The following is a 13,262-nucleotide window of genomic DNA, read 5'->3' as shown; positions in this document are numbered from 1 at the left end:
TCGAGAGGGGAGCCGCAGACATGACCAAGACGGAACTGATCGGCCGCATGGCCGAGGCGGCGGGCATCAGCCGCGACCAGGCCAAGCTGGCCCTGGAAGCCTTCACCGATCAGGTGACCGGTTCGCTGGTTCAGGGACGCGACGTGCGGCTGGTCGGCTTCGGCAGCTTCGTCGCCGTGGATCGCAAGGCGGGCGTGGCCCGAAACCCCCAGACTGGCCAGGAAATCGCCCGTCCCGCCTCGCGCACCGCGCGCTTTCGTCCCGGCGAGGGCTTGAAAAGCGCCTTGAACGGCTGACCGCCGCAGGGCATGAAGCCTGTCCCCGACATTGAGTCGGGTGATGTGGGCGGCTAGCTCAGCTGGTCAGAGCATCTCGTTTACACCGAGAGGGTCGGCGGTTCGAACCCGTCGCCGCCTACCATTCCCCTTTTTTTCTGGAAGCCTTTCAGTCCGCCAGCAGGGCCAATAGGGCGAAGCTCGCCAGCCAGTGCTCGCCCATATAGTCGCCCGTGACGTGGGGCAGGGCGGCGTCCAGGTGAACCGCCGTCGCTGCGGCACCGACCGCGCGGCGCGGGTCTTCGGCGGGTAGTCCGGCGACGATCTCGCGCCAGCACCAGCCCCGGCTCAAATTCAGCCCGTCCAGATGGGCGATCTTGCCGTCGGTGCGGTCGCTGACGCGGGCAGGGCTCAGCAGGGTCGCGGGCCGGCCGTCGCCAAGGCGCGGCAGGAAGGCGTCGAACCAGGCGCGGAAGGCCTCAGGGGACAGGACGCGCCGCATCAGGGCGGCCTCCATCAGGGCGGGCGACAGGAACTCGTCCTGCGACGGCTCCCACGCCTGACAGTCGCGGTCCTCGCCGTGCCAGCGCAGGGCGGCGGCGCGGCACAGGGCGGCCAGGTCGGCGTCGTGGGCGTCCGCATAGTCCAGCGTCAGCCGCAGGGTGAAAGCGGTGTTGTAGTGGGTGCCCGTCCGCACCGGATAGTCGGCCAGAGGCAGGAAGGCCTTGAAGCGGTCGGCGAAGACCTGGGCCAGCGGGCGCAGGGTCTGGGCCCAGCGGCGGCCTTCGTCCGTCTCGTGCCGCTCCAGTTCCGCCGCCAGCATCAGCAGCCAGGCCCAGCCGTAGGGGCGTTCGAAGCCGCGCGCTTCGGGCCGGGCCAGATAGGCGGCTTCTCCGGCGACGTTCTGCGGCGTGAACAACTCGGCGGCCAGGGCGCGGATGGCGGGCGCCTCCGCCATGTCGGGGTGCAGGCGATAGAGGGTGAACAGGGTCCACCAGCCATGGACGCACGAGTGCCAGTCGAAGCTGCCGAAGAAGATCGGGTGCATGTCGCGCGGCGTGCGGGCGTCCTGAGGCCCGGTCAGCACATGCATGATGTGGTTGGGATACTCGCGCGTCACATGGCCCAGGGCCGTGGCGGCGAAGCGGGAGGCGAGAGCGGCGTCGAGGCTTTGCGTCATGATCCGAACCGGAAAGCGAGGAAATACATCAGCAGCATGTTGGCGAACAGCATGACGATCGCCGTGGGAAGCTGGGCGCGGATCACCCCGTTCAGGGGCGAGTTGCGGTCCGGCAGCTCCAGAAGATTGGCGGGCACCACGTTGAAGTTGGCGGCCATGGGCGTCATCAGCGTTCCGCAGAATCCGGCCAACATGCCGATGGCGCAGACGATGGCGGGATCGCCGCCGAACTGATGCACGACGATGGGCAGGCCGATGGCGGCGGTCATGACCGGGAAGGCGGCGAAGGCGTTGCCCATGATGATCGTGAACAGGGCCATGCCGGCGCAATAGGCGAACACCGCCATGAAGGCCGAGGTCATGGGGATGACCCGCGCGATCAGATCGCCGACCACCTGGCCCACGTCGGCGGCCAGGAACACCGCGCCCAGAGACGCCAGCATCTGCGGCAGCAGCGCCGCCCAGCCGATGGAGTCCATCAGGCGCCGGCCTTCCTGCACCGGGGCCATGACCGGCGGCCGGAACCAGGCCATGGCGGCGACCAGGGCGATGACGCAGCCTAGCCCCAGCGAGATCAGCGTGGTCTGCACCGGCGAGATCAGCCAGGCGCCGGCCGCCGTGTGCTTGGCCAGCAGGGTGCCGCCGACGGCGACCAGGGGCACCATCAGGGCGGGCACGAACAGGGCGTTCTTCCAGCGGGCGGCGCTGGCCTGGCGCTGCTCCGGCGTCGTGGTGGCGGGCTTGCCGACGCCCAGCTTGCCCGAGGCGCCGATGACGACCAGGGCGATGACCAGGAATCCGTTGCCCAGACCGCCCAGCCAGGAGCCGAACAGCATGGACAGGGCGATCAGCCCCCAGAACAGGGCGCTGCGGAAGCGCGTCGGATTGTGCGGATCGCGCAGGCTGAGGATGGAGAAGGCCGCGAACATCAGCCCGGTCGCGACATAGGCGTGCTCCAGCGTGATCATCGGCCGCCCTCCGCGTCTGCGGATGCGCCGGGCGCGGCCATGTCCTTCTTCACCTGACGATCGAACATCAGCAGGCGCGCGCCGTGGACCAGGAAGGCGACGATGGCCGTGGGGATGGCCCACAGGGAGACGTGCAACGCCTCGACGCGGATGCCCGCCTGCTCAAGGAAGCCGACGATCAGAACGATGGAGCCGATGGCGATGAAGATGTCCTCGCCGAAGAACAGGCCGATGTTGTCCGTGCCCGCCGCCATGCCGCGAATGCGGAAGCGGGCCTTGTCGGTCAGGGCGCCGTGGGCGCTCTCGGCCGCGCCCTCGGCCATCGGTGCGATCAGCGGGCGGACCATCTGCGGGTGGCCGCCCAGAGAGGTCAGGCCCAGCGCCGAGGTCGCCTGGCGCACCAGCAGATAGATCAGCATCAGCCGTCCGGCGGTCGCCGCCTTGACCTTGGTCACCAGGTCGCGCGCGCGCTCCTGCAGGCCCGCGCGCTCCAACAGACCGATCACCGGCAGCACCAGCCAGGTGATGTGGAAATAGCGGTTGTCGTTAAAGGCCTGACCAAAGCGCGCAATGGTGTCGATCCCGGCCTGCAAGAGCGCGTGTGCGTCCACGCCCGGCCCGACCGCCGCCAGCACTCCGGTGGCGATGGCCGCGACCAGAATGACGATCAGCGGATTAATCCGGGCGACAAAGCCCGCGACCACGATCAGTATCCCTAGCAGCACCAGCATTCGATCACGCCCTCCCCAGACGGACTTCTAGCGAATGGTTACGCGGTTCGGGCGTCTCAGGAAGCGTCTTTCGCGCCGAAGCCGCCGCCGCCAGGCGTCTCGATGACGAAGACGTCGCCGGGCGCCATAGCGACCTCGGCCGTGGCGCCCAACGGCTCGACCCGACCGTCGGCCCGCTCGACCCGATTGATCCCGACTGCGCCGGGTTCGCCGCCGTCCGCGCCGAAGGGCGGCACGCGGCGGTGGTTGGACAGGATGGCCGCCGTCATCGGCTCCAGGAAACGCATCCGCCGCACGGCCCCGTCGCCGCCGCGATGCAGGCCCTCGCCGCCCGAGCCGCGTCGGATGGAGAATTCCTCCAGCAGCACGGGGAAACGCGTCTCCAGCACCTCGGGGTCGGTCAGGCGGCTGTTGGTCATATGGGTCTGGACGGCGGCGGTTCCGTCGAAGTCAGGCCCGGCGCCCGATCCCCCGGCGATGGTTTCGTAATACTGACGCGCGTTGTCGCCGAAGGTGAAGTTGTTCATCGTCCCCTGGCTGGAGGCCAGAACGCCCAGCGCGCCGTAAAGCGCATCGACCACGGCCTGGCTGGTCTCGACGTTGCCCGCCACCACGGCGGCGGGATAGCGCGGGTTCAGCATCGAGCCTTCCGGCACGATCAGTTCGATCGGCTTCAGACAGCCCTCGTTCAGCGGAATGGCGTCGTCCACCAGGGTGCGGAAGACATAGAGCGTCGCCGCCCGCGCGATCGACAGCGGGGCGTTGAAGTTGGTCGGCAGCTGGTCGCTGGTTCCGGTGAAGTCGACGACCGCGCTGCGGGCCTCGGCGTCCACATCGATGCGGACGCGGATGACGGCGCCGTCGTCCATCTCATAGGCGAAGGCGCCGGGCTTCAGGGCGGCGACGGCGCGGCGAACGGCCTCTTCGGCGTTGTCCTGGACGTGGCCCATATAGGCGGTGACGACCTCGCGGCCGAACTCGCCGGTCATGCGGATCAGCTCCTGAGCGCCGCGCGTGCAGGCGGCGACCTGGGCCTTCAGGTCCGACAGGTTCTGATCGACATTGCGCGACGGCCAGGGACCGGAGGCGAACAGGGCCCGCGTCTCGGCCTCGCAGAGCTTTCCGGCGTCGACCAGCAGGAAGTCGTCGATCAGTACGCCCTCGTCGTCCACGCTGCGCGAGTTGGCGGGCATGGAGCCGGGCGTGATCCCGCCGACGTCGGCGTGGTGCCCGCGCGCCGCGACGAAGAAGGCCGGGGCGTCATCGCTGTCCAGAAACACCGGCATGATGACCGTGATGTCGGGCAGGTGGGTGCCGCCGTTGTAAGGCGCGTTCAGCATGTAGACGTCGCCCGCCTTCATGCCTCGACTGTCTCGCTGATCGCCGCGCGAGGCGATGACGGTGCGGATGCTTTCGCCCATCGAGCCCAGATGCACCGGGATGTGCGGGGCGTTGGCGATCAGCGACCCGCCCGCATCGAAGACCGCGCAGGAGAAGTCCAGACGCTCCTTGATGTTCACCGAATAGGCGGTGGCGCGCAGGGCCTCGCCCATCTGTTCGGCGCAGGCCATGAAGCGGCTGTTGAACACCTCCAGCATGATCGGATCGACGTCTGTGCCGATGGCGGTGCGGGCGGGCAGGGCGACGACACGCTTCAGCAGCAGGTTGGACGCGGCATCGACCGAGGCGCGCCAACCGGGTTCGACGACGGTGGTGCCGGTGTCTTCCAACAGGATGGCGGGGCCGTCGACATGGGCGCCGGGCTTCAGCGCCTCACGACGGTAGACGGGCGTCTGGCGATCCTCGCCCGCCATGCGGACGGTCAGGGCGGCGACCGGTTCGGGCGTCGAGGCCCCGCCATCAGGCGCCGGGGGCGCGTCCGGCGTCTGGTCCGAGCGGCCGACGGCTTCGACCTCCAGCGTCTCGACCACCAGAGCTTTGTCCTCGGCGAAGAAGCCGAAGCGGCGGCGGTGCGTCTGCTCGAAGGCGGCGGCCATGTCGGCGGCCGGACCGAACGGCACGGTCAGGGGCGTGTCGGACCCGGCGAACTTGATCTCGGCGCGGGCGATGGTCGAGACGGCGTCGGCGGAGAAGCCCTGCGCCGTCAGATCGCCGGACGCGGCTTTTGTCAGCGTTTTCACCTGCTCGGCTAGGGCAGCGTCGGCGTCGGGCGAGAGGGGCAGGGCCACAGTGGTCTGGCGGATGGCCCGCACCTCGGCCAGGCCCATGCCGTAGGCCGACAGCACCCCGGCGAACGGGTGCAGCAGCACCTGGGTCATGCCCAGGGCGTCGGCCACCAGGCAGGCGTGCTGGCCCCCTGCGCCGCCGAAGCAGTTCAGCACATATTTGGTGACGTCATAGCCGCGCTGAATTGAGATGGAGCGGATCGCCTCGGCCATGTTCTGCACGGCGATGGTGACGAAGCCCTCGGCCAGTTCGCCGGGCGTGACGGGGCGGCCGGTCGCGGCCTCGACCTCGGCCGCCATGGCCTCGAACTTCGCGCGCACCGCCTCGGCGTCCAGCGGCTGGTCGGCGTTCGGGCCGAAGACGGCGGGGAAGAAGTCGGGGCTGAGCTTGCCCATCATGACGTTGCAGTCGGTCACCGTCAGAGGCCCGCCGCGCCGATAGGCCGCCGGTCCCGGCGAGGCGCCGGCCGATTCCGGCCCGACTCGCAGTCGCCCGCCGTCGAAGCGGCAGATGGAGCCGCCGCCCGCCGCCACGGTGTGGATGCTCAGCATCGGCGCGCGCAGGCGCACCCCGGCGACCACGGCGTCGGAGGTCCGCTCATAATCCCCGGCGAAATGGGACACATCGGTCGAGGTGCCGCCCATGTCGAAGCCGATGACGCGGTCGAAGCCGGCGGCCCTGGCCGTCTCGGCCATCGCCACCACGCCGCCTGCGGGCCCCGACAGGATGGCGTCCTTGCCCCGGAAGGCGTCGGCCGCCGTCAGCCCGCCTGAGGACTGCATGAACTGCAGCGGCGTCGCCGCGCCCAGATCGGCGCCGACCCGCTCCACATAGGCGCGCAGGATCGGCGACAGATAGGCGTCCGCCACCGTGGTGTCGCCGCGTCCGATCAGCTTGATCAGCGCCCCGACCTCATGGCTGACCGAGATCTGGCTGAAGCCGACCTCGCGCGCGATCTCGGCCAGGCGTCGCTCGTGATCGGTAAAGCGCCAGCCGTGGACCAGGACGATCGCCACGGCGCGGAAGCCCGCCGCATGGGCCGCCGTCAGATCCGCCCGCGCCTTCGCTTCATCCAGAGGACGATCAACGGCGCCATCTGCGGTCAGGCGCTCGTCGATCTCGACCACGCGGTCGTAAAGCTGGTCGTTCAGGCGGATGTGGCGCGCGAAAAGGTCGGGCCGGGCCTGCCAGCCGATCCGCAGGGCGTCGCCGAAACCGGCGGTGATCGCCAGCACGGTCGGCTCGCCCTTGCGCTCGAGCAGGGCGTTGGTGGCGACGGTGGTGCCCATGCGCACCTCGTCGACCAGACCCGCCGCCAGCGGGCCGGGCGCGGCGCCCAGCATCCGCCGGACGCCCTCGACAGCGGCGTCGGCGTACTGCTCGGGATTGACCGACAGCAGCTTGCCGGTCCTGAGCGCGCCGTCGGGCGCGCGGGCGACGATGTCGGTGAAGGTGCCGCCGCGATCGATCCAGAAACGCCAATTCGCATTCATCTTGCTCATGGGTCTGGTTTACGGCCCGGAAGCGGGATCGCGCTAGTCGGCTTGCGTTTTTCCGTGGCTTGCAGGATGCGGCGCCCGCGCTTTGCGCCGGTACAGCAGGCAGGAGACGAACAGCGTCGCAATCAGCCCGATGTTCCAGACGTAGTAGGCCGAGACATAGGCCCATTGCTCCAGCCTGATGTCGGTGATGAAGACATAGTGGGTGGCGAGCACCAGGAACTGGAAGGCCGCGGCAATCGGCATCCACCAGGTTCCGCTTCGCGCAGAGCCGTAAAGCAGGAGCAGGAAGACCAAGCCGTCGGCCGACACGGCCGCCCAGGGGGGCGTGCGGTAGTCAAACGGAACGATCTGGGAAATCAGCCAGGCGACCCCCAGGGCGATGGAGAGGGCGCGTTGCCATGGCCCGCCGCGCCACAGGGCGAGGAGCGCGGTCAGAACCAGAAAGACGAGGGTGAAGAGGTAGATGGGTGACATGGCCGCCATGTCACCCTCATCGATTCAGGCCGCCCGATCAACCAGGGCCAGACGGGTTTCGCGCGGCACAGGGTCGTCCGCCTTGTCCAGACCGCCCAGACGTATGCTGCGGAAACGCGTCTGGCCTTTCACCTCGGCGAGCGCGCCGTGAAGTTCGACCATGGCCTTCTGCGCCTCGACCTGGGCCGCCATGGCGCGCGCCAGGGCGTCGAAGGCCGGCTGGCCGACGGTGGTCGAGAGGCCGGCGGCGCGACGCCCGCGCGTCAGGGCCTGGGCCAGTTGGCCCAGTCGGTCGATGGACTGGTCTTGCCCCTGTTCGGCGCGGCACAGGGCGCGTTGGATTCTCGTGGCGATGAGCGTCGCCTCTTCGCTTCTTTTCATATCACTCGTTCCGTATTGAACGGGCGCCGGGTCACCCCCCATACCGCAGGTGCTGCAGCACGAAGGCGAACCTCTGGGCGCCGGCTGCAGCTGTCAGGATCCAGGCCGCTGCGGCGGCGACGCCGAAGACGACCAGAAGGCTTCCGAGGCGCCCGCTTCCTGCTCCGAGGGACAGAAGTTGGAGTCCAGCATCGCTGCGGCGATGTAGGCCAGCTCCGTCATCACGGCCGTCGGCGTAAGGAACGCCGCTTGTTTGCGGGTCCCCTCGATCAGATGACGGACCATCCGCTTCTTCGTTTCGGTCGGAGCCAGTTGGTGAAACACGGCTTCCAACTCGCGCCATTTCAGCGGCGGCATCATGTCTTCGGGATCGGTCATCGGGCGCCCTTTCAGCGACCCGATCCAGCGCAAAATCGACCGTCTCGAACATTGGCGCCGATCCGTCTTGGGAAGCGTTCCCAATGCGCGACCGGCTTTCCGAAGCCAGCGCCAGGGCGGCGGCCACGCGGCTGTCGACCTGCAGCTTTCTCACGGCGTTTTCGCAGTGGCGGTCGACGGTTCCGGGCTTGATGCCGAGCTGGCGTGCGATCTGCTTGGAATTGAAGTGGGCATGGACGAGCTGCAGGCATTGCCGTTCCCGCTCCGTCAGCCGCTCCACCAGACTCGTCACTGGTCAGATTCCTTAACCCAACACGCGATGTTACCTTTCGCCCAGCCGGAGGGCAGGGGCAAGGGCTGGCCTGACTCTAGACGGATGCGCTTCCCCCAGCGTTGGAACAGGACTAGAACATCTCCATGATCGCCGCCGCTCTGATGATGCTCCAGCTATCCGCCGCTCCGGCCGAGACCGCCTCGGTCGAACGCACCCTGGACGCCATGCACGCCGCCGCCTCGGTCGCGGACGGCGAGGCCTATTTCGCGACCTTCACCCCGGACGCCCGCTTCATCGGCACCGACGCGGGCGAGCGGTGGAGCCTGCCGGAGTTCCGCGCCTACGCCACGCCATACTTCTCGCAAGGCAAGGGCTGGACCTATCGGCCGACGGCGCGGACCGTGACCGTCGCCCCGATCGACTGCCGCTGCATCGCCTGGTTCGACGAGGTGCTGGACAATGACGCCTATGGAACGACGCGCGGCTCGGGCGTGCTGCGCCTGACCGAGGACGGCTGGAAGATCGAGCAGTATGTCCTCAGCTTCACCGTGCCGAACGACAAGGCGCGCGCTGTCGTCGACGCCATCAAGGCCGATTGATGGAGGTTCAGGACGACGCCTTCGTGCTGTCGGCGCGGGCGCATGGCGACACGGGGGCGGTGGTCGATCTGCTGACCGAGCGTCACGGCCGTCGCGCCGCCTATGTCGCGGGCGGGGCGTCGCGTCGGATGCGGCCCTTTCTTCAGCCGGGCGCGCGGGTCGTGGCCGATCTGCGGTCGCGGACGTCGGATCAGCTGGGCTCGGCGCGGCTGGAGCCGGTGGGCGAAGGTCCGGCCGCCCTGTTCGACGACCCGCTGGCCCTGACGGGTCTCAGCGCCGCCGCTGCGGTGGCGCAGGGCGCCCTGCCGGAGCGGGAGCCGCATCCGGGCGCCTTTTACGCCTTCGAGGCGCTGATGAGCGCGTTCGCCGTGCCCGAGGTCTGGCCCGCCATTTTCGTGCGGTTCGAGGCCGGGTTGTTGGAGGACTTGGGCTTCGGTCTCGACCTGTCGCGCTGCGCCTCAACAGGGTCGATGGACGATCTGATCTGGGTCAGCCCCCGCACCGGCCGCGCCGTCAGCCGCGAGGCGGGCGCGCCCTATGCCGACAAGCTGCTGACCCTGCCGCCCTTCATGCTGGGCGCGCAGGCGGGGCTGGGCGAGGGCGACGTGAAGGCGGGGCTGGAGCTGACCGGGCACTTTCTGGAGCAGTTCGTTTTTCACGCCCTGAACCGGCCGCTGCCGCCCGCGCGCGTCTGGATGATCGACAAGCTGGGCGAGGCGGGGCGGCTGTAACTGCCCCACGGCCGCTCATCCCGATGGCAGGTTAGAGACGGGCCAACCCCGCAATCGCCTCGTGCGTTTCCTTTTCCAGCGCCGCGACCAGTTCAGCGGCGGGCAGGGCACGGCCCAGTGGCGCGGCTTGCCCGGCCCAGCGCGGCGCATAGTCGTTGTCGCCCTTGGCCTTTGCCGCCGCGTTCAACGCCTTGCCGAGATCGTAGGCATACGGATAGGCGGCGATCTTCGTCTCATCGGCGCGGCGCATGAAGGCGTTCTCGACCCCGCGCGCCGGACGGCCGGAGATGGCCGCGCTGACTCGCGTGCGGCCCGCTTCCGGTCCCGCCAGCGACGAACGATAGGCCGCATCCGCCGCCGACTCCGGGCAGGCGGCGAAAGCCGTGCCCATCTGCGCCCCGGCCGCGCCCAGCGCCAGCGCCGCCGCGATCCCGGCGCCGTCCATGACGCCGCCCGCCGCGATGACCGGAACCGGCAGGTCGCGCGCCAGCAGACGCGTCAGGGGCAGGGTGGCGAAGCGCGGATCGTCGGCCGGGTCGAAGACGCCGCGATGGCCGCCCGCCTCGACCCCCTGAGCGATCACCATGTCGAACCCGGCGGCGACGGCGGCGCGGCCTTCCTCGGGCGTGGTGGCGCTGGCGATCAGGATGCAGCCCGCCGCCTTCAGCGCCGCGATCTGATCGGCGCGCGGCAGGCCGAAATGGACGCTGACCACGGCGGGTCTTTCCTCCACCAGCACGGCCAGCTTGGCGTCGTCGGTCAGGAAGCTCTGGTAGATGTCGTTGAGGCGTTCGGGAGGGGCCGCATCGAACTCACTGAAGATCGGGCGCAGGCTGTCGATCCATGCCGCGTCGCGCGCCGGATCGGCCGCAACCGGCGCATGGCAGAACAGATTGACGTTGAACGGCCGCTCGGTCAGCCCCTTCAGTGCGAGAATAGCCTTGCGGCTCGCCTCGGCGTCGATGGCGCCCAGGGCGATGGAGCCCAGCGCCCCCGCGTTCGACACGGCGGCGGCCAGTTCGGCGGTCGAGGTTCCGGCCATCGGCGCCTGGATCAAGGGGAAGGACAGGCCGAGGCGGTCGGTCAGGGCGGTCTTCATCGGGGCTCCTTCGCGCGTTTCTGCACAGATAGGCGCTGACAATCCCGGCGTCAGGCCCCGGCTGCGCTAGACTTTCCTCGTCCGATCATTGATTCGAAGCTGTATGACCATCCACACCCCGACGCCGGACGGCGGCCGCATCGTTGAAGAGCCGATGGGCGAGGCGCTGTCGCGCCGCTATCTGGCCTACGCCCTGTCGACCATCACCAACCGCGCGCTGCCCGACGTGCGCGACGGCTTCAAGCCGGTGCACCGGCGCATCATGTACGCCATGCATCAGATGCGGCTGAACCCGCAGGCGGCCGCGCGCAAATGCGCCAAGGTCGTCGGCGAGGTCATGGGCGGCTATCACCCGCACGGCGACGCCTCGATTTACGAGGCGCTGGTCCGTCTGGCTCAGGACTTCGCCCAGCGCTATCCGCTGGTCGACGGCCAGGGGAACTTCGGCAACATCGACGGCGATAGCGCGGCGGCCATGCGCTATACCGAGTGCAAGCTGACGCCCGCCGCCGTCCTGCTGCTGGACGGCATCGATCAGGACGCGGTCGACTTCCGCCCCACCTATGACGATCAGGACGAGGAGCCGGTGGTCCTGCCGGCGGGCTTCCCCAACCTGCTGGCCAACGGGTCGTCGGGCATCGCCGTGGGCATGGCGACCTCGATCCCGCCGCACAACGTGGGCGAACTGATCGACGCCTGCCACCTGCTGCTGGAACGGCCGGACGCCACGACCGAGGATCTGGTCAGGATCGTGCCGGGACCGGACTTCCCCACCGGCGGCGTGTCGGTCGAAGGCCATGCGTCCATGCTGGACGCCTATGAGACGGGGCGGGGCGGTGTGCGCCTGCGTGCCACCTGGGACACCGAGGATCTGGGCCGAGGCGTCTGGCGCATCGTCGTCACCGAAATCCCCTATCAGGTGCAGAAGTCCAAGCTGATCGAACAACTGGCCGACCTGATCGAGAACAAGAAGGCGCCCCTGCTGGCCGACGTCCGCGACGAGTCGGCCGAGGACATCCGCCTGATCCTGGAGCCCAAGTCCCGGACGGTAGAGCCTGAAGTCCTTATGGAAAGCCTGTTCAAGCTTTCCGATCTGGAGACGCGCTTCCCCATCAACATGAACGTGCTGGACGCCACCGGCACGCCGCGCGTCATGGGGCTGAAGGAATGCCTGCGGGCCTTCCTGGATCACCGCCGCGTGGTGCTGAACCGCCGAAGCCAGTGGCGCATCGCCCGCGTCGAGAAGCGGCTGCACCTGCTGGAAGGCCTGCGCATCGTCTTTCTGAACCTGGACGAGGTGATCCGCATCGTCCGCGAGGAAGAGCAGCCCAAGGCGGCCCTGATCACGACCTTCGGGCTGAGCGAGCTTCAGGCCGACTTCATCCTCGACACCCGCCTGCGCCAGCTGGCCCGTCTCGAAGAGATGACGATCGAGAAGGAATTCAAGGAGCTGTCGGATGAACTTGCAGCGCTGCAGGCGCTGACGTCCTCCGAGGCCAAGCAGTGGAAGGCCATCGGCAAGGAGCTGGAGGCGGTGCGCAAGGCGCTGATCTCGCCGCGCCGCACCGTGATCGGCGAGGCGGTCGACGCCTCGGCCTTCGTCGCGCCGGAGGCCTTCATCCCGCGTGAGGCGATCACCGTCATCCTGTCGGATCGCGGCTGGATCCGCGCCGCCAAGGGCAAGGTCGACGACCCCTCCGAGCTGAAGTTCAAGGAAGGCGACAAGCTGGGCTTCCTGGTCCCCGCCTATACGACTGACAAGCTGCTGATCGGCGCCTCGGACGGCCGCATCTTCACCATCGGCGCCGACAAGCTGGCCTCCGGGCGCGGGCATGGCGAACCGTTGCGCCTGATGATCGACCTCGACGAGAAGGCTGAGATCATCAATGTCGTGGCGCACGAACCCGATGCGAAGCTGCTGATCGCGTCAAAGGCCGGTTACGGCTTCGTGGCGCCGGAAAACGATCTTCTGGCCCAGAAGCGCGGCGGCAAGCAGGTGCTGAACGGCGAGATGCTGGCCATGCTGCGGGTCCCCCAGACGCCTGTCGGCGATCATGTCGCGACCATCGGCGAGAACATCAAGACGCTGATCTTCCCCCTGGCCGAACTGCCCGAAATGGGCCGTGGCAAGGGCGTGAAGCTGCAGAACTACAAGCAGGGGGGCCTGTCCGACGTGGCGGTGTTCAACGCCGAACAGGGGCCGGAATGGGTCGACGGCGGCGGCCGTCGCCGCAACTGGCCGGACTGGAAGGACTGGCTGGGCAAGCGCGCCGGGGCCGGCCGCCAGGGCCCGCGCGGCCTGAGGAAGTTCCGCTGATCGTCAGCTCCTCTCCAAGGCGTGGGGAGGAGCGCGACGCCTCACGCGGCGAAGAACGACACGTAGATGCTGAACAGGAAGGCGGCCAGGAAAGCCATGAAGGCGATCCCCGCGGCCACCGCTCCGATTCCCAGGAGGACGGTGAGGGTCTGATCTCTCATCTTCA

The 13,262-nt window shown here is 68.7% G+C and carries 12 protein-coding genes, 1 tRNA gene and 1 pseudogene; 5 read left to right on the top strand and 9 right to left on the bottom strand.

Annotated features, from left to right (window positions below; translation table 11 throughout):
* Positions 1-20 precede the first annotated feature (20 nt).
* A complete protein-coding gene (locus V8J38_RS11660; RefSeq protein ID WP_291781749.1) occupies positions 21-296 on the top strand; it encodes an HU family DNA-binding protein in 276 nt (91 codons plus the stop codon).
* Positions 297-343: 47 nt separating this feature from the next.
* A tRNA-Val gene (locus V8J38_RS11655) sits at positions 344-420 on the top strand.
* Between the two features lie 24 nt (positions 421-444).
* Here V8J38_RS11655 and V8J38_RS11650 read toward each other — a convergent pair.
* The 8 genes and pseudogenes from V8J38_RS11650 to V8J38_RS16970 form a co-directional block, all read right to left on the bottom strand.
* Complete coding sequence (locus V8J38_RS11650) at positions 445-1,455, bottom strand: DUF2891 domain-containing protein (protein WP_338575865.1); 1,011 nt, start codon at positions 1,453-1,455, stop codon at positions 445-447.
* On the bottom strand, positions 1,452-2,423 hold the full coding sequence (locus V8J38_RS11645; RefSeq protein WP_338575863.1) for a DUF979 domain-containing protein: 972 nt from the start codon (positions 2,421-2,423) through the stop codon (positions 1,452-1,454). The genes V8J38_RS11650 and V8J38_RS11645 overlap by 4 nt, the downstream gene beginning before the upstream one ends.
* Positions 2,420-3,154, bottom strand: a complete 735-nt coding sequence (locus V8J38_RS11640; protein WP_338575861.1) for a DUF969 domain-containing protein — start codon at positions 3,152-3,154, stop codon at positions 2,420-2,422. Before V8J38_RS11640 ends, V8J38_RS11645 begins: the two co-directional genes overlap by 4 nt.
* Before the next feature lie 56 nt (positions 3,155-3,210).
* Positions 3,211-6,834 carry a hydantoinase B/oxoprolinase family protein gene (locus V8J38_RS11635; protein ID WP_422388345.1) on the bottom strand — a complete coding sequence of 1,208 codons (3,624 nt, stop codon included), beginning with the start codon at positions 6,832-6,834 and terminating at the stop codon, positions 3,211-3,213.
* A gap of 42 nt (positions 6,835-6,876) precedes the next feature.
* Positions 6,877-7,326, bottom strand: coding sequence for a hypothetical protein (locus V8J38_RS11630; protein ID WP_338575859.1), 450 nt, complete (start codon positions 7,324-7,326; stop codon positions 6,877-6,879).
* A 15-nt stretch (positions 7,327-7,341) separates the two neighbouring features.
* On the bottom strand, positions 7,342-7,698 hold the full coding sequence (locus tag V8J38_RS11625; RefSeq protein ID WP_291781796.1) for a hypothetical protein: 357 nt from the start codon (positions 7,696-7,698) through the stop codon (positions 7,342-7,344).
* A 93-nt stretch (positions 7,699-7,791) separates the two neighbouring features.
* Positions 7,792-8,076, bottom strand: coding sequence for a hypothetical protein (locus V8J38_RS11620; protein ID WP_291781798.1), 285 nt, complete (start codon positions 8,074-8,076; stop codon positions 7,792-7,794).
* 124 nt (positions 8,077-8,200) lie between these two features.
* Positions 8,201-8,356 (bottom strand): annotated as a pseudogene (locus V8J38_RS16970) (LuxR C-terminal-related transcriptional regulator); the annotation flags it as partial.
* 137 nt (positions 8,357-8,493) lie between these two features.
* On the opposite strand from V8J38_RS16970, the gene V8J38_RS11615 reads away from it, so the two are divergent.
* Together V8J38_RS11615 and recO are read left to right on the top strand one after the other, a co-directional pair.
* Positions 8,494-8,949, top strand: coding sequence for a nuclear transport factor 2 family protein (locus tag V8J38_RS11615; protein WP_338575857.1), 456 nt, complete (start codon positions 8,494-8,496; stop codon positions 8,947-8,949).
* A complete protein-coding gene (gene recO, locus V8J38_RS11610) occupies positions 8,949-9,680 on the top strand; it encodes a DNA repair protein RecO (protein WP_338575856.1) in 732 nt (243 codons plus the stop codon). The genes V8J38_RS11615 and recO overlap by 1 nt, the downstream gene beginning before the upstream one ends.
* Positions 9,681-9,711: 31 nt before the next feature.
* Here the strand turns inward: recO and V8J38_RS11605 are convergent, their stop codons facing one another.
* Complete coding sequence (locus V8J38_RS11605; RefSeq protein ID WP_338575854.1) at positions 9,712-10,779, bottom strand: NAD(P)H-dependent flavin oxidoreductase; 1,068 nt, start codon at positions 10,777-10,779, stop codon at positions 9,712-9,714.
* Positions 10,780-10,882: 103 nt separating this feature from the next.
* On the opposite strand from V8J38_RS11605, the gene parC reads away from it, so the two are divergent.
* Positions 10,883-13,096, top strand: coding sequence for a DNA topoisomerase IV subunit A (gene parC / locus V8J38_RS11600; RefSeq protein WP_338575853.1), 2,214 nt, complete (start codon positions 10,883-10,885; stop codon positions 13,094-13,096).
* Positions 13,097-13,262: the final 166 nt, after the last annotated feature.

This window comes from Brevundimonas olei, from assembly GCF_037055245.1.
In the GTDB taxonomy this organism is placed as follows: Bacteria; Pseudomonadota; Alphaproteobacteria; order Caulobacterales; family Caulobacteraceae; genus Brevundimonas; species Brevundimonas olei.
Note: the sequence above shows the minus strand (reverse complement) of the source record. Positions and strands in the feature narration are given on the sequence as shown.